Here is a 21,298-nt window from a genome sequence, read left to right as displayed (position 1 = left end):
CTCCTGTTTATCTAGCGTATTGCATAGTTTGTTTCCAAATACGTAAGTGCGGACTTGAACTATAAATAGATTCAACGGTTCCTCTATCTCTTCCTACCCATACACCCATTGTGTATTGATCTGTCAGGCCAACAAACCAAATGTCTTTGTAGTCATTGGATGTGCCTGTTTTTCCCCCAATGTAAGGAGAATTGAAATTCGCCTTTTTCCCTGTTCCACTTTTCACAACAGAGGCAAGCAGCTTGCGCATTGTTTCATTTGTACGCTGAGAATAGATTTGCTTCGGCGACTCTTTCCACTTGTAAAGGGTTTTGCCGTTTAAGTCTGTGACCTTTGTAATGGAGTGATTTCGCGTATAGGCACCTTGATTGCCAAACACGGTATATGCATCGGTTATTTCTAGCGGCGAGAAGCCTTTTGTAAATCCTCCAAGTGCAGAAGGGAGACGGTAATCATCTGCGACAATATGTTCGAATGAAAACTTTTCTAAATAGCTGAAGCCTTTTTTGACACCGACTGTATCAAGCATACGAATCGCTGGTGTATTGTAAGAGTTCTTAAAGGCTGTTTCAAGTGTTACAGTTCCATACGTTTTATGATTATAGTTTTGCGGGCAATATCCGCTACTGCAAAACTTGCCGGCACTGATTTTGCTTGATGCCGTGGCACCGGTTTGATCAATATAAGGGCCATAATCTAACAGCGGCTTAATGGCGGAACCTGGTTGTCTTTGCGCTTGATAGGCGTAGTTGAAATCAAATTTTTTATAATTCTTCCCGCCAGCAAGTGCGACGATTTGATGGGTTTGGTGGTTAATGACTGCTGAACCGCCTTCCACACCTTGATAAGGCAATTGTGCATTGAGCTGATAAACCGCTCTTTGTTGTAAGGAAGGGTCTAGTGCTGTATAAATCTTCACACCATCTTGAAGCAATGCACTAACCTTTTCTGATAATTCTTTTTGAATTGCTTTTTTTGCGCCAGCTGTTTTGGCTTTTTTCAATCGTTTTGTAAAGCCTTCCTGATCAGACACCAGATCGGTAAATTCTTCATTAGCATATGTCACATAGTCAGGATAAAGATTTTTCTTTTCACTTAAGGACAAGCTGATTTTTTCTTTCACTGCTTTTTTGTATTGCTTCTTCGTAATGACACCATCTTTTTCTAAAATACCAAGCAGCCGTTCCTGGCGTTTCTTTGTATGTTTGAATTGTTTCAATGGGTCATACAGCGTAGGGTTGTTAGGAATCGCAGAAATAAATGCCATCTGTGCAAGCGTCAAAGAACTAAGCGGCTTATCAAAATAGTAATTAGCCGCAGAACCGACACCGTAAACCCCGTTACTGAAATAAATCGTATTTAAATAGCTTTCGAGAATTTCCTCTTTTGTAAATTTTCGCTCGAGCTCATAGGAATAGAGCAGTTCTGTAAACTTTCGGCTGAATGAACGTTCATGACTTAAATATAAATTACGGGATAACTGTTGTGTGATGGTGCTGGCGCCTTGGCTAATGCCATGGTTTTTCACATTTGCAGCAAGGGCACGAATCACGCCCATAAAGTCAATGCCTTTATGGTCATAAAAGTTGCGGTCCTCTGATCGGAGGAACAGCTCCTTGACGGAATCAGGAATTTTATCGTACTTCACGAAAACACGGTTCTCATCGTTTGATACGATCTCAGAGATAAGAGAACCATCTCGATCATACATATAACTGTTTTGGGAAAAGTCTACCTTTTCCAGCTTGATTTTTTGATCAAGCACTTCGTTAACAGGTTTTACACTTGCGGCTTCTTCCTTTGATAGATAAAAAGTCAGAACAAATAATGGGATGAGGGCAGCAAGTAATAACCAACCAATGATTGCACGAAACATGAGGTCACTCACTTTCTTCGGATTTCTAGCCATATCGTACCATTCTTTTGCGATTACGAGAAGGTTATTTTTAGAAAAGAATAGACGTGAAGTCTAGTAAACAAGGCATTTAGACAGAAGAAAAGAGTATCTGATGATGGATCAGACACTCCTCTCTTTTGTCTTTGATTGTGAGCGGACCGCCCATAAAAATAATGCCCCGAAAAGGAAAATGCCGGCGGTAACATAAAAGACAGCTGGAATTCCGTAATGACTCGCCACAATACCGCCTATGACGGGTCCGACGACATTTCCAAGAAAGCGGAAGCTGACATTGTAACCAAGCACTTCTCCTTGCATAGAGGCAGGCGCTTTGATGCGAATATAGGCCGTCGTACAAGGAATGATGCCGCCTAGTGCCATCCCGTATAAGAAACGGAAGATCACTAACATCCCGTAGGAATCTGCCATCGCTTGCGGGATGAATAAAATGGAGGAGAGGATGAGAAGGGCAAGCAGCACCTTATCGTGACCAATACGATCTCCAAGGTCTCCCCATTTCCGTGTAAACAGCAAATTGCCAAGCCCGGTTGCAGAAAACGCCAGCCCTGCATAAAAGGCAAGATTGACTGGGCCGTGTAAATCATGAATGTACAAGGCTAAAAGCGGCTGAATACTAAAGTTCCCGACTTGCGTAATAAATGTGAGTAGCATGGTGACGACAAGTAAAGGCTGTTTGAAAATATGGACAAGGACGTCCTTCCGTGAGTAAGATACCCGTTTTGCTTCTTTTGAACGGATCGGCTGTTCTTTCACACCGAAGATAATGACAATCGCTGACACATATATGACAGCAGCTGTTAAGAAAAATGTATAAATGAATCCGACACTGTCTGCCATAAATCCACCCATTAACGGACCGAATAACCCTCCGGCGACATTACTCATCTGCATCGTACCAAGGGTCTTACCGGCTGTTGCCTTTTCGGTCTGTGCAGAAATCAGTGCCATCGAAGTCGAAATAAAGCCTGTCACAAGTCCCATGAAAAGCCTTAACGCAAATAGTTGATAAACGGTTTGAACAAGCCCCATTAATAAAATGCTTGTTGCAATCCCAATGCCATTAATGAGCAAAATCTTTTTATAGCCATGCCGGTCACCAATCCGTCCCCAAATTGGAGAAATGAGAAAGGCTGTTAAAAACGTAACCCCAAAGACATAGCCGCTCCATCTTTGAACAAATTCATTCGAATAACTGCTATCAAGAGACTCTATGTAAAGTGATAAAAAAGGGACGATCATTGTAATGCTGGCAGATACAAAAAAGTTCACAAACCACATGATGTACAAGTTTTTCTTCCTGTTTGTGATAAAGACCACCTTCTTTATTTATTTCGTGTTCCTTAATAATTATAAAGGAAAATAAACGATCTTTCATCTGATGAATAGGTTGGGCATAGTGAATCTGCATTATTTTCACGAAAATGAAGTGATTTCAAAGTCCGTCTTAATATAATAGTAGCAGGATGGAAAATAGACGAGAAAGTGGGGTGAGACTGATGGAACAGAAGACGCTGCTTGTGGTCGATTTTGAATTTACGATGCCTGATGGGAAATATCATCCGCAAAATTTTTTCCCGGAAATCATTGAAGCCGGTGTCGTTAAAGCATCAAATGAAACGATCATAGACACATTCTCAAGCTATGTCAAACCGAAAAAGTTCCCGAAGCTGACAAAGCGCTGTAAATCGTTCCTTGGCATTACGCAGCAGGATGTAGAAAGCGGGATTTCTTTTGAGACGTTTATCGAGAAGCTCGTGTCACTCGATGGGGGAGAAGACTGTGAGATTATCACATGGGGAAATATGGACATGAAGGTACTGAAGCAAAACTGTATGCTCAATCATATTGGTTTTCCTTTTAAGGGGAATCAAAGGGATCTGGCTTTTGAATATAAAACCTTTTTTGGGGATAGAACACTCACAGGACTTCGGAAAGCAGCTAAGGAGTACGGCAGTGAAGGAGCTGGTAAGCATCATAAAGCACTCGATGATGCCATGACCACTTATCAGCTGTTCACCCTTTTTGAAAAAGATCGATCCTATGTGGAAAATCCGCAAACAACCAAAATTGGTGAACTCATTGACTTCTCTCACTTTTTTGATTCGGCAGATTAGCGGGCGTCTTCTGGAAAATAATCTTTTTCAAGAGAAGAGAGGCACGCTCTTGATTTTTCAGCCCACTTGGAATCATCCGCACTGAGCCCTTTTTTCAATTTGTCTACGGCGTCTTTCAGTGATACTTGATAATCAGGTATGTCGCCATCATAAGGCTTGACCATATGATGAGGGATGTTCGTCTGTTCCCTAAAGGCCAAAGCCCGTCTTTCCTGAAAAAAAGGTACGTCCGCTTCTTTTGGATGATGCAGGTCACCTTGAGTGGGGTGTGTTAAAACCGCTTTTACTTGAACGAGATAAGTAGATGGTTTAATGGCTGTCACTTCCCCAATGTAAACACCTGTTTTGTAAAAACCTTTCACGATTTGTCCAATCTGAATGTCTGTCATATGAAATTCCTCCATTTCCTTCGCATAAGAAGGTATTTCCTTTCTTTTAGCCAATATAGTGAAGTAAACGAGCAAAAGGGGGAAGAGCGGAACATGTCGTTCATCATATTCTTTCTACTGTATTTTCCTGAAGATAAAAGGGAGTATATCCCTGCGGCAATCACGACGGTGCTTTTCTTTGCTGCTGCATTTATTTGCTTTCGTCTGATCGTTCGTGCTTCTAAGAAGCAGGAGCAGATCGATGAAAAAAGGACAAAAAAAATGGATTGATCATTTTCTTCTTGTATCTTCAGGAAACTTCACGGTGACTGTTGTACCAGACTGCAATGAGCTTTTGAAACGAATCGTTCCATGATGATTTTCAATGATGGAAAATGTCACTGTCAACCCAAGCCCTGTTCCTTTATTTTTCAATGTGTAATAGGGTTCACCAAGCTTTTTCATTTGGCTTTCTGACATGCCTACACCGTTATCAACGAAATAAAGGCAGATTCGATGATTTTCTTTTGAAGCAAACAGTTCGATTTTACCTTCGTGTTCGGGTGCTGCTTCGATTGCATTTTTGATTAAATTAATCATGACTTGTTTGATTTTCGTTTCATCACCTTGGATGTATAAGTCTGGTTCAATCGATTGATGAATCGTGACCGACTTAAAATTCGCATAGGATGTCATCAGCGACGCACACTCTTCAAGTAATTTAGATAAATTGAGAGACTCAATTTGATAATAATTTTGTTTCGCAATATCAAGATAGCTCGTAATAATATCCTGAGCACGGTCAAGTTCAGATAAAACGAGATTTTTATAATCTTTATTGGTTGACGGCTCTTTCGTATTGTCACTTGAAAAGAGCAGTTGGATAAATCCTCTCACCACCGTCAGTGGATTGCGGACTTCATGGGCGACACTTGCTGCCAGTTCACTCACAATCGTCAGTTTCTCTGATTGGACAAGCTGTGTTCTCATTTGCGCATTCTCTTTCACAAACTCAATGGAATAAATACTCAGCACAAGAAAGAATATGTAGTAAAGAGTTGAGAAAAATAATTCAAGTAGCTTTTGCTGCATAATGAATGCAGGGCTGTACTCAATTAAGCTGACCACAAGCAGTCCAATGTAAATAAACATCCCTTTTGATAACGCAATCATGACTCCGTATAACAGCTTTCTCTGCTTAGAATATTGGCGCCATTTCCGGTAAAGCAGGAAAGGGATGAAAAAGTAAATCGGTACAACAATCAATCCAATCCATAAAAAAGAGCCATACATCACGAACTTTACGGTTGAACTAACCAAGATAGCGACGATTCCGGCGGTATATCCCCCGTATAAAATAGCCAGTACAAGGGGAATCGATTGAAGCCCAGTCTGCAAATCTAAAATCGAACCAACTGGATACATAATACATAGTGCTGATGAAATGGATGCAAATATGGTGATGAGCAGTTTATTCGTTTTAGGGAAATGAGCAGGGGTCCGGCTTAGCCATAGTGCATGATATAAAAAGATTGGAAATAGAATAAAAGATACATGGAGCAGAAAATCCTTGAACATTTCCATTTAAATGCTCTCCTCGTAAATAATTGTAATTCCTCTCATTATATCATTTCATGTACAAAGTAGATATGATAATAGGAGGGTTTTTTTCTTTAAAAAGAACACCCGTTAGGATGTTCTTTTGATAGAAATGGTTTTATTCGGATGATTGAGTGAATGCTTGATGAAGGCGCTTCAGACCTTCTTTCACTGTTCCGGCAGGACAGCCTAGATTCATTCGAATAAAGCCGTCTCCTTCGTGCCCATATACGTTTCCGAGCTCTAGTATGACCTTGCCCTTTTTCAGCAGATTACGTTTCAATTCTGCTTGAGTGAGCTCATAATCATGAATATCCAGCCACAATAGATAAGAAGCATCTGGTTTCATATAACGCATGCTCGGCAGATATTCATCAATATAATCCATTGCGATCTTCATATTATTTTCGAGATAAAGAACAAGTGAATCAAGCCACTCATCTCCGTGGCGATAGGCAGCCTCCATGGCAGGAATCGCAAAGGCATTCAGTTTAGACAATCCATTTCTTTGCACTTCATTGGTGAAAAGGGTTCTTTTTTCTTCATCAGAAATGATAATGGCAGATGCCTGAAGACCAGCTAAATTAAATGTTTTACTCGGTGCAATACACGTTACCGTGATGTTAGCTATCTCATCAGAAAGGCTGGCAAAAGGCACATGCGGCTGCCCGTAAAGCATCAGATCCGAATGAATTTCATCTGACACGACGGTGACACCGTACTGTACACACAGATCTCCTACACGCTTTAATTCTTCTTTTGACCAAGCTCTCCCTGAAGGATTATGCGGATGACAAAGAAACATCAGCTTTGCTTCTGGTCTGCTTAATTTCTTCTCTAAATCATCAAAATCCATCATGTAGCGGTTGTTTTCTATTTTTAAAGGATTGGTTGAGACGATACGTCCGTTTCTTTCAATCATTTGATAGAAGGGCGTATACACCGGTGACTGAATGACCACTTCATCATTCGGAGCTGTAAAGGCTTGTACCGCAAAACTAAGTGCTGTCACGATACCTGGTGTGAAGGTGACGGCATCTGTTTGTATCGTCCAACCGTGTCTTCTTTTGAGCCAGTCAGCTACTGCTTGCTGCGTATCCTGATCCTGAAATGCATAGCCGAATACGCCGTGATCTAATCGTTCTTTTAAAGCATCAAGCACGACTTGGGGCGCTTTAAAATCCATATCTGCTACCCACATTGGCAGCGCATCTGTTGTCAGGAACAAAGACTCTGCTTGATCCCATTTGACTGATTTTGAACCTTTACGTATGATCTGTTCGTCGAAATTCATGAAACCCACCTCTAGCCGTTTTTCAACCATTCTTGGTTGTGCTAAAATAAACATCACAAAATTTATTATAAGCGGTGATCCCCATGAAAGATAGTCAAGCTGTAGAAGAGATGATTCAAGTCATTAAGGCATGGGACCCTTTTCAATATGGAGAGGACTTTTACGAAACGGAGCCTGCTGACGTCATCAGTGCCTTATACGACGCAGAAGACCCGTTATCTTTCGCGAAAGACATTCAAGCCATTTACCATCACTCGTTTGATCAGCTTCTTCCGATGGAAAGCTGCCAGCATATCGCAAATCAGCTTTTTGTCATAAGAGAAGGTAACTCCTGCTCGCTTTAAGACAGGCTGAAATGACCAATTTGATCAGACACAAAGACCGGATTTTCCTCAGGGATGAGGTGCCCGGTTTTTTTTAATGCATGCAAGGTTGAATGCGGTAGATCCTTGTGCAGTCTTTCGCCAATTTGAATAGGAACGATCCGGTCTTCCTCCCCCCAAATCAGCAGGACAGGTGTCTCCATTTTCTTCAAGACATCTGACGCTAAATCGCCTTCCCTGTGCCGAATCAAACGAAAAATACCTCTGAAAATTTGGTCATCTGAAAAAGGCTTTAAATATCCGTCCACCATCTCTTGATCAATAATCGAATGATCATGCACAACAGCGGTTAAATTCTTCATAATACCTTGCTTGAACAACTTTCTTTTTAAATAAAGATAAAAATAAGGAATATATGTGCTGTAAACAAGCGACTTTTTGGACTTATTCATATACCCTGAGCTGCACAAAAGAACAGCTTTTTCAAATAGGTCGGGACGCTCAGATGCAGCATATAAAGCAATTTGTCCCCCCATGGAATGCCCCACGAGGATCGCATGCTGAATCTGCAAATAACCAGCTAGTTCAATAATGATTTTTGCCATGTTGCGATAGCTGTAAATGAACGTATTCGATTTTTCGGACTGCCCGAATGGAGGCAGATCAATTGCAATTAAATTGAAGTCTTGTTTCAGAAGCGGGATGAGCTTTCGATAGCTGAAGGTAGATGAGAAGAGGCCGTGAATCAAAATCAATGTCTTCTTACCTTCATTTGGATAGTGTTCGTAATAGATATCTAAACCGAATTTACTTTTCATATAGGATGGCTGTACAATGTCCACACTCATCAACTCCGATATTTGATACTCACTCTCTGTTAGGTGACTGTATTGTACCCTAAAAAGTGGATTTTAAGCTACGATTAGAATCTTTTCCCTGCTTAGCATAATGGGAAAAACGTGCTATAATGTTCAGAAGATTTTTTAAAACTAGCTTTTTACAATTAGAGGTGTGAAATCAATGAAACTAACCGAAAAAGAAACTGAAATATTAGAGATTTTAGATGAAAACAGCCGCGCCGATTTAAATACAATTGCAAAAATGGCAGGTGTGACATCAGAAGAAGCAGAAGCCATTATTCAAAAGCTCGAAGATCAAAAAGTCATTATTGATTATTCGACCATGATTGACTGGCGAAAAGTAGACGGACACGAAGGCGTTACAGCGATGATTGATGTGAAAGTGACCCCAAAAAGAGGCGTCGGTTTTGATGAAATTGCTGAACGCATTTACAGGTTCCAAGAAGTGGAGTCCGTGTATTTAATGTCAGGCGTGTATGATTTATCTGTTGTGATCAGAGGAAGATCCATGTCTGATATCGCCCGCTTCGTATCTGAAAAATTATCGACACTTGATTCTGTTGTTTCAACCACTACTCATTTTATTTTGAAAAGATATAAGCATGATGGGAAAGTCTTTGAAACAGGGGACGATGACAAAAGAATCGTGGTGTCTCCTTAAATGAAAAAGTCTTATTTATCTGAAACGGTACAAAGTATTCAGCCGTCAGGTATTCGGAAATTCTTTGATTTGGCAGCCACAATGGAAGGGGTTATCTCCCTCGGGGTCGGCGAACCGGATTTCGTGACAGCTTGGAATGTGAGAGAAGCCAGTATTATGTCTTTAGAACAAGGGCTGACCTCTTATACAGCAAATGCTGGACTGCTCTCTTTGCGAAAAGAATTGAGCCATTATCTATATAAGCGGTTTCACATTGAGTACAGTCCTGAAGAAGAACTCATTATTACCGTTGGTGGTAGCCAGGCGCTTGATTTGGCCTTTCGCGCCATTTTAAACAGCGGGGACGAAGTGATCATCCCAGAGCCTTGTTTCGTCGCATATGGGGCTCTTACGACACTTGCGGGCGGTGTACCGGTTTATTTAAGTACATCGGCTGAAAAAGATTTTAAAGCCGATTCTGCTGATCTTCGTACGAAGCTGACGCCGAAAACAAAAGCCATCTTGCTATGCTCTCCATCAAACCCAACAGGGTCTGTTTACTCGAAAGAAGAGCTTGAAGATATTGCTCAGTTTGCAAAGGAGCATGATCTTTTAATCATCACAGATGAGATTTATGCAGAGCTGACGTACGATGAAGCTTTTACGAGCGTAGCTGCGATTCAAGATATGAAGGAAAGAACGATTTTGATTTCAGGCTTTTCCAAAGGGTTCGCTATGACGGGTTGGCGCTTAGGCTATGTGGCAGCACCCCCAGTCCTCCGTGATGCCATGCTGAAAATACATCAATATTCTATGATGTGTGCACCGGCTATGGCACAATATGCCGCAGAAGAAGCATTAAAAAATGGACTTGAAGATGTGGAGAAAATGAAGAAAAGCTACAGAAGGCGCCGTAATTTGTTTGTCGGCTCTCTCAATGAACTTGGACTCACTTGCCACCAGCCAAACGGAGCGTTTTACGCTTTCCCGTCCATTAAAAGCACAGGCATGACTTCAGAACAATTTGCCGAGGAGCTGCTGCTTAGCGAGAAAGTAGCGGTTGTCCCTGGAAATGTATTCGGTCCAAGTGGTGAAGGACATATTCGCTGTTCATATGCATCATCACTCGATCACTTGCAGGAATCACTTTCAAGAATCCAGCGTTTTTTGCAGAATAGACAAGTGAAAGAAGAGGCACCTGCTATCTTAAAATAAAAAAAGGCATCAATCCATCTGGATTCATGCCTCTCAAATTAGGGGGGAATACTAGAAAGCATTCTTGTTTTCAGGTATTCCCCCTTTTGAACGGATCTAAACCCAATTAAAAAATATTTTGCGTAAAAGACCGTTCTGTGATATAGTTTTTAATTGCGTATAAACGAATATTAAAACATTTATTTAGGAGTTGTTATCATGGCGACAAAGTTTGAAGTAGGCAGTGTTTACACTGGTAAAGTAACAGGATTACAAGCGTATGGTGCGTTTGTTGCATTAGATGAAGAAACTCAAGGACTTGTGCACATTTCTGAAGTGACACACGGTTTTGTAAAAGACATCAACGAGCACCTTTCAATTGGTGACGAAGTACAAGTGAAAGTTCTTTCTGTTGATGAAAATGCTGGTAAAATCAGCCTTTCTATCCGTGCAACGCAAGAAGCACCTGAAAGAAAAGAAAGCAAACCAAAGAAACAAAGACCACAGCAAGTGAAAGAAGAAGCTGCAGCACCACAAGGTTTCAATACACTGAAAGATAAACTTGAAGAGTGGATTGAGCAATCAAACCGTAAAGACCTTATCAAGAAATAAAAAAAGCACCGCTTCAAACGGTGCCTTAGGCTGCCTCATAGGCAGTCTTTTTTTATGTCTTTTTCATTAGCGGACCTCTGGATTTGGCTCGTCACGGCGGACAGCTTCTTCACTAGGTTTGAACAACAGACCAAGATTGACAAGGCCTGCAATTCCAACAAGACCATAAATAATACGTGATAATGCAGCACCTTGACCGCCAAAGATCGCTGCTACTAAGTCAAATTGAAAAAAGCCGATTAGTCCCCAGTTAATAGCACCGATAATCGTGAGCACGAGGGCAATACGCTGAATAGCACTCATCGTGATTCCTCCTTTCGCTACAGTATCAATACATTTATATTTTGCAGATTTTTAGCCAAACTATGCGTAAGAAAATGGATGAAAGCAAATTACTTTACTTTTGGAAAGAAAGAGGCGCATAATGTAGCGCGAGGAGGAGATCACATGGATCGATTTACTTATTGGAACCCAACGAAATTAATTTTTGGAAAGGGAGAAGTATCAGCCCTTTCAGATGAACTAAAACACTACGGAAAAAACGTATTGCTTGTATATGGTGGAGGCAGCATTAAACGAAATGGCCTTTATGACCAAGTTGTCAGCATTTTAAAAGAATCAGGAGCTGCAATCACTGAGCTTGCTGGTGTTGAGCCAAACCCGCGCTTAACAACAGTTAGAAAAGGGGTTGAGCTTTGCAAAGAGAACCAAATTGATTTTATTTTGGCAGTCGGCGGCGGTAGTGTCATTGACGCAACCAAAGCGATTGCAGCTGGTGCGAAATACGATGGAGATGCTTGGGATATCGTCACTCGTAAGCATGTCCCAATGGAAGCCATCCCATTTGGTACAGTATTAACACTTGCCGCGACAGGTTCTGAAATGAACTCTGGCTCAGTCATCACAAACTGGGAAACAAATGAGAAATACGGATGGGGCAGTCCAGCTGTCTTCCCTAAATTCTCTATTCTTGACCCAGTCAATACATTTACTGTGCCAAAAAACCATACGATTTATGGCATGGTCGACATGATGTCTCACGTGTTTGAACAATATTTCCATCACACGGAGAATACACCTTACCAAGATCGTATGTGTGAAGGACTTCTTCGTACGGTCATTGAAACAGCACCAAAGCTGATCAATGATTTGGAAAACTATGAGCTTCGTGAAACGATTTTATTCACAGGCACCATTGCACTGAATGGAATGCTTTCAATGGGCGCACGCGGAGACTGGGCATCTCACAATATTGAGCATGCGGTATCCGCGGTGTATGACATCCCTCATGCAGGCGGACTTGCGATCTTGTTCCCGAACTGGATGAAACATGTCATTCAAGAAAACCCAGGTCGCTTCAAACAATTAGCAGTGCGTGTATTCGATGTAGACCCTGCGGGCAAAACAGACGAAGAAGTTGGCTTAGAAGGAATCGAAAAACTTTCTGCTTTCTGGACAAGTTTAGGAGCACCAAACCGTTTAGCTGACTATGACATCAACGATGAGAAAATTGATCTGATTGCAGACCGTGCAATGGCACGTGGTGAATTTGGCCAATTTAAAAAGCTGAACAAGGAAGATGTTCTAGCTATTCTAAACGCTTCTTTATAATCGAACATGGAAAAGATAGCTGCTTTTAAGCAGTTATCTTTTTTGAGTTCTGCATGTACATATGTTACAGTAGTCTTTCATGTTTTTGGATATATATGTTTTAAGGAGATGTAGAACAGATGGAGAACTTTATTTACTATAATCCAACGAAATTAATGTTTGGAAAAGGACAACTAGACGGACTAAAAAGCGAACTCGCTCGTTATGGAAAGCGAGTGCTTCTTGTATATGGTGGAGGCAGTATTAAGAAAAATGGTCTTTATGATAAGGTCATCAGCACTTTAAATGAAGCAGAGGCTGACGTATTTGAACTGTCAGGAGTTGAACCGAACCCTCGCCTCACTACAGTGCAAAAAGGGATCGACATTTGCCAAAATGAGAACATTGATTTCTTATTAGCAGTTGGTGGGGGAAGTGTCATCGACTGTACAAAAGCCATTGCAGCTGGAGCTGAATATGACGGGAATGTTTGGGATATTATTTCAAAGAAAACGACCGCTCAAAAAGCACTGCCATTTGGCACAGTATTGACACTTGCAGCGACAGGCTCAGAAATGAACCCGGATTCTGTGATCACGAACTGGGAAACAAATGAAAAGTACGTGTGGGGCAGTTCAGTCACGCACCCTGCTTTTTCAATTTTAGATCCTGAGCACACATATTCTGTGCCAGAGAATCAAACGGTGTATGGCATGGTTGATATGATGAGCCATGTATTTGAACAATATTTCCATAATGTCAAAAACACGCCTTTACAAGATCGGATGTGTTTTGCTGTTCTTCAAACAGTCATCGAGACAGCGCCAAAGCTACTTGAAGACTTACAAAACTATGAGCACCGTGAAACCATCCTTTATGCAGGAACGATTGCTTTAAATGGCACGCTGCAAATGGGCTATTTTGGCGACTGGGCATCACATACGATTGAGCATGCAGTATCAGCTGTTTATGACATTCCGCATGCGGGTGGACTTGCGATCCTCTTCCCAAACTGGATGCGTCATACACTTGATCATAATGTCGAACGTTTTAAAAACCTCATGTTGAACATGTTTGACATTGAGACAGAAGGAAAATCGGATCGTGACATCGCATTAGAAGGAATCGACAAGCTGTCAGCCTTCTGGACAAGCCTCGGTGCACCGAGCCGTTTAGCGGATTATGATATTGGTGAAGATCAACTGGACAAAATTGCTGACATCGCAGCAAAAGAAATGGAATATGGTGGTTTTGGTAACTTTATGAAACTTGGCCGTGATGACATTTTAGCGATTTTGAAAGCTTCTCTATAATTTGGATGGCCGCTTCTCTTCATGAGGAGCGGCTTTTTGCTGCATCAATGACGATCACTTGATTTCAATAGCTAGTTCCGCTAAAGTGAAAGGGACAGAACTAACGTAATGGAGGGCTTACAAGCGATGACACATATTCAATTTGACTACTCGAAAGCGTTACCTTTCTTTCAAGAACATGAGCTTACATATTTAAAAGATTTTGTGAAGGTGGCCCATCATAATATTCATGAACAAACGGGTGCTGGCAGTGATTATTTAGGCTGGGTTGACTTACCGAAGCAATATGATCGCGAAGAATTTGCCCGCATTCAAAAAAGTGCTGAAAAGATTAAATCTGATTCTGATGTATTACTCGTTGTTGGAATTGGTGGATCTTATCTTGGGGCACGTGCGGCCATTGAGTTTTTAAACCATTCTTTCTATAATACTTTGCCAAAAGGCAAACGCAAAACACCGCAAATCATCTTTATTGGAAACAACATCAGTTCTTCTTATTTAACAGATGTAATGGATCTGCTAGAAGATGCCGATTTCTCCATTAACGTGATTTCAAAATCTGGTACAACAACAGAGCCAGCCATTGCGTTCCGTATCTTTAAAAAGCTCCTTATCGAAAAATATGGTGCTGAAGAAGCGAAAAAACGCATCTATGCGACAACTGACAAGGCACGCGGGGCACTCAAAACATTAGCAACTGAAGAAGGCTATGAATCATTTATCATCCCTGATGACGTCGGCGGACGCTATTCCGTCTTAACAGCAGTTGGTCTATTGCCAATCGCTGTAAGCGGTGCAGACATTGATCAAATGATGGAAGGTGCTGCGAAAGCAAGTGAAGACTTCGCTTCATCTGAGCTCTCAGAAAATGCGGCTTATCAATATGCGGTTGTTCGTAATGTTCTTTACAATAAAGGACGGACAATTGAAATGCTGATTAACTATGAGCCAGGATTACAATACTTTGCAGAATGGTGGAAGCAGTTATTCGGTGAAAGTGAGGGGAAAGATGAAAAAGGAATCTATCCTTCATCTGCCAACTTCTCAACGGATCTTCATTCACTTGGTCAATATGTACAAGAAGGAAGAAGAGACTTGTTTGAAACCATCGTGAATGTAGACAAGCCACGACATGAACTTGTCATCGAAGCAGAAGAACAAGACCTTGATGGGTTAAACTATCTTGCAGGAAAAACGGTTGATTTCGTCAATAAAAAAGCATTTGAAGGCACAATGCTTGCTCATACTGATGGGAAAGTACCGAACCTGATTGTGACGATTCCTGAAATGGATGCTTATACATTCGGATATCTCGTGTACTTCTTCGAAAAAGCATGTGCGATGTCTGGGTATTTACTAGGCGTCAATCCATTCGACCAACCTGGAGTAGAAGCGTATAAAGTGAACATGTTTGCTTTATTAGGAAAACCGGGCTTCGAAGAGAAAAAGGCAGAACTTGAGAGCCGTCTCAAACAATCATAAGAATAAAAGGCACATCTTTTCATAAGGTGTGCCTCAGATTGTTGACAAAGGGCTAAAATGAACTGTATTTTAGCCCTTTGTCTTCTTTTTAGCGTGATAGAAAACCTTTGAAGTCTAGGAAGGACGAGTACTGGAGCGGAGCGAATTTGACATTCGTGAGCACCAGTGCGCAGGACTGACAACGAATGCGAGGGTTTGTCTACACGCTAAGGCACATCTTTTCATAAGGTGTGCCTTTTTTTATGTTCTCATGGTGTCAGTGCAAGCCTCCCTAAGCTCTGTACATAGAATAATCAATGGAGGAGGTTGATGAAGCGATGAGAACAAATCATATTTATATCCATGACATTTCCGGGCAGGCCATCGTTAATTTTGGGAATGTTGGGCGGATTTGTCCAATGAGTGCTACGAAAGAAACATCAGGAGCGGGCAGTGCGAACGAGACAAATGCATCATCCAGCCAGGCCTTATTTGATGCCGCATTTACAAACAATGTGCAAATCACGAAAGGCAAATGTATGAATTCCTCTCTTTAACGAACCCTATACAAAAAGGAGGGTTCTGTATGATTCATGTACCATCTAGGCTAACTGGTGAAAGCTTTTCACTGTACCATTTAGAAGAAAACATGAAGCCGCTCGGATATGTCATTAATGGGAATTGGGATTATGATCATGGATATTTTGATTATAAAATTGACAACCGTGACGGCTATACCTTTCTCAGAGTTCCGTTTACAGCCGAGAAAGGACAGCTGGATCAGCCAGGCGTTGTGGTGAAAATGGGACATCCATTTCTCTTAAAGCATGTCTATCAAGATAAATTAGATGACCATGCGATGGTTGGAAATGTAGGGGCATCTTTTAACCAATTCCAAGAACCGAAAGAGAAAGACGGAGATGTGTCAAAGGCTTATGCCGAAATTGGCTTTTCACTCGTCAAAGAATTAGAAGATGCACTGCTTTAAAAGCTGATCAGCTCATCCTCTGGATGAAGCTCATATCCAAAAGGAGGATTCATCATGGGTCCTTCTTTTTTTTGTACGCCTACAATGATGACATGGTGCTCTAGAAAGTGATGAAGTGCCGTTAAGAATGTCTCTCCAGCTAATGAAGCCGGTACTGGAATGATGGTGATCTGTTTATGGAGGGTCATGTTTCTTTTGATTTTTAACGCCATGAGCTGTTCTTTTAAAAGAAAATGCTCCACCATTAAATGATTCACGGCATCAGAAGTATGGATGACTTGATTGGCTCCAGCCCGCTCAGCATTTTTCACATAGCGATCGGTTAAAATTTCAATTAAACAATATAACGAAGGATTTAATCCTTTTGCCGCAAGCAAGGTTAAGACACTCTGCATATCAGCCGTCACTTCATTTTCATGCTGGTCGGCGGTAATCATCAATGTATCAGCACTCATAATATTTGCTCTGCGAAGTGTGGCATCCTCTGTACCATGGCCTTTAATAAAATGGACATTCTCTAAAAGAGGTCCTTCCTTTAAGGAATCATCAATGAGTACAATCGGCATGGCGGGATCAATGGTTTGAAACGATTGAAGCAGTTTGTTCGTTTTCTCATTCCAGCCGACAATGATGAGATGTCCCTTCCCCTTGAAAGCCACCTTCCCCTCTACATAATGGTGCTGTTTGCTAAATACAGCGGCAGCAAGCGTGGCAAAATAAGCCGTTACAAAGCTTGCCCCGATCAGAATCAGCGCCATACCTGCGATTTGTCCGGGTATGGTTTGCGGCACAAAATCACCATAGCCTACCGTCGCGACTGTAATGAGAGCCCACCAGATCCCATCAAAGATCGTATGATACTGCTTTGGTTCAAGTATGACGATTAATTGTCCAAAAAAGAGAAGCAAGAAACAGATGATGATCGCAATGCGAACATAAAGAGGCCATCTTAGCCAGGCAATGAAGATACGGTTTGATTTCATCGAACTCGTCCTTTCAGGGAGACTGCTAATGTCAGTATGCCCGATTAGGAAACAATTTTTCATCATCGTCATGTATTGAAATAGAACCCATATCTTAAAATAAGAGAGAAGAAGGAGGGAATGCGAATGTCGTTTGTTCAAAAGACCGTACTTCTTTTTATCGGCGCCCACTTTTTATCATCTGCGGTGATTTTACTCGTGTTTGATTTAAATGCGGTGAACCATTTCATGAATGATTTCTCGTGGCTTCGTTTTTTTCAAGACCTATATGGAACGGTGACATTTTATACAGCATGCATCGGAATGTTCTTCTTTTTCATTGGTGTAGTGATTCCACTTAAAAAGACCTAGTGCTTTTTGCTGTACACGTTACATAAAAGTCATTAAAATTGTAAATAAATATATAAAATAAAAGGAAGCTGATGAGCATGCTGTTTTTTTATTTTTTAACATTTGCCGCATTGGGATTGTCTTTTTGGGCACAATTTAAAGTAAAGAATAATTTTGAAAAGTATTCAAAGGTTGAAGCTGCCAGTATGAAAACAGGTGCTGAAACCGCTCGATATATTTTAGATCGCAACGGGTTATACGACGTACCCGTTGAACCGGTAAGAGGAACTTTGACTGATCATTACGACCCGACGCAGCGTGTGGTTCGTTTATCTGAACCAGTGTATTATGGCCATTCCATTTCGGCCATTTCAGTCGCATCACACGAGGTTGGACATGCCTTGCAGCATCAGGAATCCTATGGTGCGCTTGTCTTGAGACATAAGATCTTCCCTGTCGTGAACTTTGCATCTGGTGTTGCCCCGCTTCTTTTCCTAGGTGGATTATTGCTCGGCAGCCTTAACTTAATCGGGCTTGGGATCGTTCTGTTCTCAGCTGCTGTGTTCTTTCAGCTAGTGACATTGCCTGTTGAGTTTAACGCAAGTTCTCGTGCAAAGAATATCATTGTTTCAGAAGGAATCATTAGAAGCAGTGAAGAAAGAGGCGTGAACAAGGTGTTAAATGCTGCAGCTCTTACGTACGTAGCAGCGGCCCTTGTCTCCCTGTTTGAATTGCTCCGTTTTGTAATGATCTTCCTAAATGGCCGTAATGATTAATTGACGCCAGAGGAGGTGAGCCCTTACCCGTGTTAGGTAAGGGTTTTTTTGTATATTTTAAACGTATTTTTAGTCCTATTACTCATTGCTGCGACAGCATTTTTTGTTGTCACTGAATTTGCGATTGTGAAAATTAGAGGCTCAAAAATCAATCAGCTGATTGAAAGCGGTGATAAGAGAGCCATTCATGTTCAAAAACTGACAACCAACCTTGATGAATATTTATCTGCCTGTCAGCTTGGTATTACCATCACGGCATTAGGCTTAGGGTGGTTAGGGGAGCCAACAGTGGAACATTTCCTGCATCCGCTTTTTGAAAAGGCAGGGCTTCATTCCGCTTTGACAGACATCATATCGTTTATCATTGCCTTTGTGATCATTACGTTTTTGCATGTTGTCGTTGGGGAACTTGCTCCCAAAACGATTGCCATTCAAAAGGCAGAAGCCGTCAGTCTTGTGACGGCAAAACCTCTTATTTTTTTCTATAAAGTCATGTACCCGTTTATTAAAGCATTAAATGGGGCTGCACGAGGCATTGTGAAATTATTTGGTTTTCATTCTGTCAAAGAACATGAAGTGGCGATCAGTGAGGAAGAATTGCGTCTCATCCTGTCTGAAAGCTACGAAAAGGGCGAGATCAACCAATCTGAATACAAATATGTCAATAAAATATTTGAATTTGATAACCGAGTGGCGAGAGAGATCATGATCCCGCGCACAGAAATCTCTGCCATTGAAATCGAACAGAGCCTGGAAGACGTGACGCATTATATGCTGAACGAAAGGTATACACGTTATCCTGTCATTAAAGAAGATAAAGATCATGTCATTGGTGTGATCAATAGCAAAGACGTATTTAAAGCAAGTTTTCTTAATCAAGAGGTGTCCATTGAAGACTTAATGCGCCCTGTCATTCGTGTCATTGAAAGTACACCAGTTCAAGAACTGCTGATTTTGATGCAAAAGGAACGGATTCATATGTCGGTGCTTGTAGATGAATACGGCGGAACAGCTGGTCTCGTCACAGTTGAAGACATATTAGAAGAAATTGTGGGGGAGATTCGGGACGAATATGATCAAGATGAGACCCCTCATATTGTGAAAAAAGGTGACTTTCATTATGTGATGGATGGGAAAGCCTTGATCGATGAAGTAAATGATTTATTGGATTTAGCGATTGAAAATGATGATGTTGATACAATTGCAGGGTGGATGATGACGCATAAAATTGATTTTGACATTGGAGATATCATTGAAGCAGAAGGCTGTGAATTTAAAATCGTCGATGCAGAAGATCATCATATTCGAACTATAGAAGTAAAAAAGGTTCACTTTTCCTAAAAACCTCGGAGCTATTGACGAGGTTTTTTTGCTTGGTAAACTTTAGGTAAGAAGATTTGTTTCTGCCAACCGGCAGTGATTGGTTTCACATAAAAAGGGTATGGTTTTATAGACATGATCAAAAGGAGCAGAGAAATGAAAAAAATCAACGTACAAACAGACAAACACGATGACATGATAGACATTACCCATGAAGTTCAGCAATATGTCCGGGAAACTGGGATTCAAAACGGAACGGTTATGGTCTATTGTCCACATACGACGGCTGGAATCACCATTAATGAAAATGCCGACCCAGACGTCAAACGAGATATGCTGCGCCGGCTTGACGAAGTCTTTCCGTGGGAACATCCAAAAGATCGTCATATGGAAGGCAACACAGCAGCACACATGAAAGCTAGTTATGTGGGGGCATCTCAGCACGTTCTTGTCCATCATGGTGATCTTGTGCTTGGAACGTGGCAGGGAATCTATTTTTGTGAGTTTGACGGACCGAGACATCGTCACTTTTATATACAGGTGTCAACTAACGAGTAAGGAGCGGGGAGAAGATGGGAGAATTCACAGCGTTACTTCAAATTGAACATGGCATCATCCAAGCACCAATGGCAGGAGGAGCGGTGACGCCGCAGCTTGTCGCCGCTGTTTCACAATATGGCGGTCTCGGTAGCTTAGCAAGTGGTTATGTACAGCCAGAAAATATGAGGCAGCAAATCAGACAGGTCAAACAGCTGACATCTCGTCCATTTCAAGTGAATGTGTTTGTCCCTGAACCCATTTCAGAAACGAAAACAGAAGATGTATCATTTTGGACAGACCGGCTGCCTGTCATACAAGAAGCACAGATGATCCCTAGAGAAGAAGAATTATGGAAGGACTATGAACAAAAAATCAAGATTCTTCAAGAAGAAGAAGTCCCAGCTGTGTCGTTTACATTTGCCTGTCCAAACGAACAAACAATTCATCACCTGAAACAAAAGGGGATCTTTCTCATCGGAACAGCTACAACAAAAGAAGAAGCACTACTTTTGGAAGAAAAAGGAATGGATGCCGTTGTCCTGCAGGGAAGTGAAGCAGGAGGGCACCGAGGCACCTTCTTACCTTCAAAGGGAGATGCTCTGCAGGGACTTTTCTGCCTGATCAGTGATGTCAAGTCTGTCTGTCATATCCCATTGATCGCCGCTGGAGGGATCACAGACCGGACCACTATGAAAGCAGCACTAGCACTTGGAGCGGATGCGGTTCAAATAGGGACACGATTTTTAGCGAGTCAAGAAAGTGCTGCGGCAGATGTTTACAAAAAGGCGCTGTTACAGGCAGAAGGCAGTGAAACAGTGATGACACGGCTTTTCTCTGGAAAAAAAGCCAGAGGCATTGTCAATCAGTGGATGGAGGAAGAAAGACGAAATGAAGACCGGGTTCTCCCCTATCCCATACAGCATGTATGGACAACACCGATGCGAAAAGCGGCAGCTGCTGCAGGAAACCGAGAACAAATGGCTCTTTGGGCAGGTCAGGGGGTTGGCCGCATTCTCTCGATTTTAACCGTTGAAGAGATCATGCATGAACTCACGCAGAAATAATTTGATAATGG

24 protein-coding genes are annotated in these 21,298 nt (G+C 41.6%); 16 read left to right on the top strand and 8 right to left on the bottom strand.

Annotated elements, in window-relative coordinates:
* Positions 1-7: 7 nt before the first annotated feature.
* The gene (locus KVT11_RS05830; protein ID WP_017358954.1) at positions 8-1,909 is read right to left on the bottom strand and encodes a transglycosylase domain-containing protein; all 1,902 of its coding nucleotides are present in this window, start codon (positions 1,907-1,909) and stop codon (positions 8-10) included.
* Positions 1,910-2,017: 108 nt separating this feature from the next.
* Positions 2,018-3,196, bottom strand: coding sequence for an MFS transporter (locus KVT11_RS05825; protein ID WP_220482436.1), 1,179 nt, complete (start codon positions 3,194-3,196; stop codon positions 2,018-2,020).
* Between the two features lie 218 nt (positions 3,197-3,414).
* Between KVT11_RS05825 and kapD the strand changes: the two genes are divergently transcribed.
* A complete protein-coding gene (kapD, locus tag KVT11_RS05820) occupies positions 3,415-4,032 on the top strand; it encodes a 3'-5' exonuclease KapD (RefSeq protein WP_025207898.1) in 618 nt (205 codons plus the stop codon).
* Here the strand turns inward: kapD and kapB are convergent.
* Positions 4,029-4,421, bottom strand: coding sequence for a kinase-associated lipoprotein KapB (gene kapB, locus KVT11_RS05815; protein WP_041091822.1), 393 nt, complete (start codon positions 4,419-4,421; stop codon positions 4,029-4,031). The genes kapD and kapB overlap by 4 nt on opposite strands.
* A 93-nt stretch (positions 4,422-4,514) precedes the next feature.
* Between kapB and KVT11_RS05810 the strand changes: the two genes are divergently transcribed.
* Positions 4,515-4,691, top strand: a complete 177-nt coding sequence (locus KVT11_RS05810; RefSeq protein WP_008345810.1) for a hypothetical protein — start codon at positions 4,515-4,517, stop codon at positions 4,689-4,691.
* Here the strand turns inward: KVT11_RS05810 and KVT11_RS05805 are convergent, their stop codons facing one another.
* Entirely contained in the window at positions 4,692-5,984 is a 1,293-nt protein-coding gene (locus KVT11_RS05805) for a sensor histidine kinase (RefSeq protein ID WP_136944514.1), read from the bottom strand. It lies immediately after the preceding gene.
* A gap of 133 nt (positions 5,985-6,117) precedes the next feature.
* Positions 6,118-7,293, bottom strand: a complete 1,176-nt coding sequence (locus KVT11_RS05800) for a MalY/PatB family protein (protein ID WP_144739421.1) — start codon at positions 7,291-7,293, stop codon at positions 6,118-6,120.
* Between the two features lie 83 nt (positions 7,294-7,376).
* Between KVT11_RS05800 and KVT11_RS05795 the strand changes: the two genes are divergently transcribed.
* Positions 7,377-7,637, top strand: coding sequence for a YugE family protein (locus KVT11_RS05795; RefSeq protein WP_019744047.1), 261 nt, complete (start codon positions 7,377-7,379; stop codon positions 7,635-7,637).
* Here the strand turns inward: KVT11_RS05795 and KVT11_RS05790 are convergent.
* A complete protein-coding gene (locus KVT11_RS05790; RefSeq protein ID WP_017367944.1) occupies positions 7,634-8,458 on the bottom strand; it encodes an alpha/beta fold hydrolase in 825 nt (274 codons plus the stop codon). The two genes, KVT11_RS05795 and KVT11_RS05790, sit on opposite strands and share 4 nt — an antisense overlap.
* A 178-nt stretch (positions 8,459-8,636) precedes the next feature.
* Between KVT11_RS05790 and KVT11_RS05785 the strand changes: the two genes are divergently transcribed.
* From KVT11_RS05785 to yugI, 3 genes are all read left to right on the top strand, one after another.
* Positions 8,637-9,137: an Lrp/AsnC family transcriptional regulator gene (locus KVT11_RS05785; RefSeq protein WP_007500517.1), complete on the top strand. Its 501-nt coding sequence runs from the start codon at positions 8,637-8,639 to the stop codon at positions 9,135-9,137.
* Positions 9,138-10,331: an aminotransferase gene (locus KVT11_RS05780; RefSeq protein ID WP_017358961.1), complete on the top strand. Its 1,194-nt coding sequence runs from the start codon at positions 9,138-9,140 to the stop codon at positions 10,329-10,331.
* Between the two features lie 198 nt (positions 10,332-10,529).
* Entirely contained in the window at positions 10,530-10,922 is a 393-nt protein-coding gene (gene yugI / locus KVT11_RS05775) for a S1 domain-containing post-transcriptional regulator GSP13 (RefSeq protein ID WP_008345795.1), read from the top strand.
* Between the two features lie 66 nt (positions 10,923-10,988).
* On the opposite strand, the gene KVT11_RS05770 is transcribed toward yugI, so the two are convergent.
* Complete coding sequence (locus KVT11_RS05770) at positions 10,989-11,225, bottom strand: DUF378 domain-containing protein (RefSeq protein ID WP_008345792.1); 237 nt, start codon at positions 11,223-11,225, stop codon at positions 10,989-10,991.
* A gap of 144 nt (positions 11,226-11,369) precedes the next feature.
* On the opposite strand from KVT11_RS05770, the gene KVT11_RS05765 reads away from it, so the two are divergent.
* The 5 genes from KVT11_RS05765 to KVT11_RS05745 all read left to right on the top strand — a co-directional run bounded on the left by KVT11_RS05765 (position 11,370) and on the right by KVT11_RS05745 (position 16,274).
* Entirely contained in the window at positions 11,370-12,533 is a 1,164-nt protein-coding gene (locus KVT11_RS05765) for an iron-containing alcohol dehydrogenase (RefSeq protein WP_017358962.1), read from the top strand.
* 119 nt (positions 12,534-12,652) lie between these two features.
* On the top strand, positions 12,653-13,825 hold the full coding sequence (locus KVT11_RS05760; RefSeq protein ID WP_058213663.1) for an iron-containing alcohol dehydrogenase: 1,173 nt from the start codon (positions 12,653-12,655) through the stop codon (positions 13,823-13,825).
* 126 nt (positions 13,826-13,951) lie between these two features.
* Positions 13,952-15,307, top strand: a complete 1,356-nt coding sequence (locus tag KVT11_RS05755) for a glucose-6-phosphate isomerase (RefSeq protein WP_017367943.1) — start codon at positions 13,952-13,954, stop codon at positions 15,305-15,307.
* 317 nt (positions 15,308-15,624) lie between these two features.
* Entirely contained in the window at positions 15,625-15,843 is a 219-nt protein-coding gene (locus tag KVT11_RS05750; protein ID WP_008345782.1) for a spore germination protein, read from the top strand.
* A gap of 29 nt (positions 15,844-15,872) precedes the next feature.
* Positions 15,873-16,274 (top strand): YugN-like family protein, encoded by a 402-nt coding sequence (locus tag KVT11_RS05745; protein WP_008345780.1) that lies wholly within the window; start codon positions 15,873-15,875, stop codon positions 16,272-16,274.
* Here KVT11_RS05745 and KVT11_RS05740 read toward each other — a convergent pair.
* Positions 16,271-17,257 carry a potassium channel family protein gene (locus KVT11_RS05740; protein ID WP_017358964.1) on the bottom strand — a complete coding sequence of 329 codons (987 nt, stop codon included), beginning with the start codon at positions 17,255-17,257 and terminating at the stop codon, positions 16,271-16,273. The two genes, KVT11_RS05745 and KVT11_RS05740, sit on opposite strands and share 4 nt — an antisense overlap.
* Before the next feature lie 126 nt (positions 17,258-17,383).
* Between KVT11_RS05740 and KVT11_RS05735 the strand changes: the two genes are divergently transcribed.
* The 5 genes from KVT11_RS05735 to KVT11_RS05715 all read left to right on the top strand — a co-directional run bounded on the left by KVT11_RS05735 (position 17,384) and on the right by KVT11_RS05715 (position 21,287).
* Entirely contained in the window at positions 17,384-17,608 is a 225-nt protein-coding gene (locus KVT11_RS05735; RefSeq protein WP_008345775.1) for a YuzI family membrane protein, read from the top strand.
* Between the two features lie 80 nt (positions 17,609-17,688).
* Positions 17,689-18,363 (top strand): zinc metallopeptidase, encoded by a 675-nt coding sequence (locus KVT11_RS05730; RefSeq protein WP_024719711.1) that lies wholly within the window; start codon positions 17,689-17,691, stop codon positions 18,361-18,363.
* Between the two features lie 48 nt (positions 18,364-18,411).
* Positions 18,412-19,704 (top strand): hemolysin family protein, encoded by a 1,293-nt coding sequence (locus KVT11_RS05725; RefSeq protein ID WP_007500537.1) that lies wholly within the window; start codon positions 18,412-18,414, stop codon positions 19,702-19,704.
* Between the two features lie 135 nt (positions 19,705-19,839).
* On the top strand, positions 19,840-20,241 hold the full coding sequence (locus KVT11_RS05720; protein WP_008345770.1) for a secondary thiamine-phosphate synthase enzyme YjbQ: 402 nt from the start codon (positions 19,840-19,842) through the stop codon (positions 20,239-20,241).
* A gap of 14 nt (positions 20,242-20,255) precedes the next feature.
* Positions 20,256-21,287, top strand: coding sequence for a nitronate monooxygenase (locus KVT11_RS05715; protein ID WP_046344366.1), 1,032 nt, complete (start codon positions 20,256-20,258; stop codon positions 21,285-21,287).
* Positions 21,288-21,298 lie beyond the last annotated feature (11 nt).

Source organism: Bacillus sp. GbtcB10, assembly GCF_019091365.1.
Taxonomy (GTDB): domain Bacteria; phylum Bacillota; class Bacilli; order Bacillales; family Bacillaceae; genus Bacillus; species Bacillus altitudinis.
This window is presented reverse-complemented; position numbering and strand designations above follow the sequence as displayed.

Coding starts and splice junctions, on each gene's coding strand:
- KVT11_RS05715 (WP_046344366.1), top strand. CDS start 20,256: ATGGGAGAATTCACAGCGTTACTTCAAATTGAACATGGCATCATCCAA.
- KVT11_RS05785 (WP_007500517.1), top strand. CDS start 8,637: ATGAAACTAACCGAAAAAGAAACTGAAATATTAGAGATTTTAGATGAA.
- KVT11_RS05760 (WP_058213663.1), top strand. CDS start 12,653: ATGGAGAACTTTATTTACTATAATCCAACGAAATTAATGTTTGGAAAA.
- KVT11_RS05770 (WP_008345792.1), bottom strand. CDS start 11,225: ATGAGTGCTATTCAGCGTATTGCCCTCGTGCTCACGATTATCGGTGCT.
- KVT11_RS05720 (WP_008345770.1), top strand. CDS start 19,840: ATGAAAAAAATCAACGTACAAACAGACAAACACGATGACATGATAGAC.
- KVT11_RS05765 (WP_017358962.1), top strand. CDS start 11,370: ATGGATCGATTTACTTATTGGAACCCAACGAAATTAATTTTTGGAAAG.
- KVT11_RS05750 (WP_008345782.1), top strand. CDS start 15,625: ATGAGAACAAATCATATTTATATCCATGACATTTCCGGGCAGGCCATC.
- kapD (WP_025207898.1), top strand. CDS start 3,415: ATGGAACAGAAGACGCTGCTTGTGGTCGATTTTGAATTTACGATGCCT.
- yugI (WP_008345795.1), top strand. CDS start 10,530: ATGGCGACAAAGTTTGAAGTAGGCAGTGTTTACACTGGTAAAGTAACA.
- KVT11_RS05740 (WP_017358964.1), bottom strand. CDS start 17,257: ATGAAATCAAACCGTATCTTCATTGCCTGGCTAAGATGGCCTCTTTAT.
- KVT11_RS05780 (WP_017358961.1), top strand. CDS start 9,138: ATGAAAAAGTCTTATTTATCTGAAACGGTACAAAGTATTCAGCCGTCA.
- KVT11_RS05810 (WP_008345810.1), top strand. CDS start 4,515: ATGTCGTTCATCATATTCTTTCTACTGTATTTTCCTGAAGATAAAAGG.
- KVT11_RS05800 (WP_144739421.1), bottom strand. CDS start 7,293: ATGAATTTCGACGAACAGATCATACGTAAAGGTTCAAAATCAGTCAAA.
- KVT11_RS05745 (WP_008345780.1), top strand. CDS start 15,873: ATGATTCATGTACCATCTAGGCTAACTGGTGAAAGCTTTTCACTGTAC.
- KVT11_RS05735 (WP_008345775.1), top strand. CDS start 17,384: ATGTCGTTTGTTCAAAAGACCGTACTTCTTTTTATCGGCGCCCACTTT.
- KVT11_RS05755 (WP_017367943.1), top strand. CDS start 13,952: ATGACACATATTCAATTTGACTACTCGAAAGCGTTACCTTTCTTTCAA.
- kapB (WP_041091822.1), bottom strand. CDS start 4,421: ATGACAGACATTCAGATTGGACAAATCGTGAAAGGTTTTTACAAAACA.
- KVT11_RS05795 (WP_019744047.1), top strand. CDS start 7,377: ATGAAAGATAGTCAAGCTGTAGAAGAGATGATTCAAGTCATTAAGGCA.
- KVT11_RS05830 (WP_017358954.1), bottom strand. CDS start 1,909: ATGGCTAGAAATCCGAAGAAAGTGAGTGACCTCATGTTTCGTGCAATC.
- KVT11_RS05825 (WP_220482436.1), bottom strand. CDS start 3,196: ATGTGGTTTGTGAACTTTTTTGTATCTGCCAGCATTACAATGATCGTC.
- KVT11_RS05805 (WP_136944514.1), bottom strand. CDS start 5,984: ATGGAAATGTTCAAGGATTTTCTGCTCCATGTATCTTTTATTCTATTT.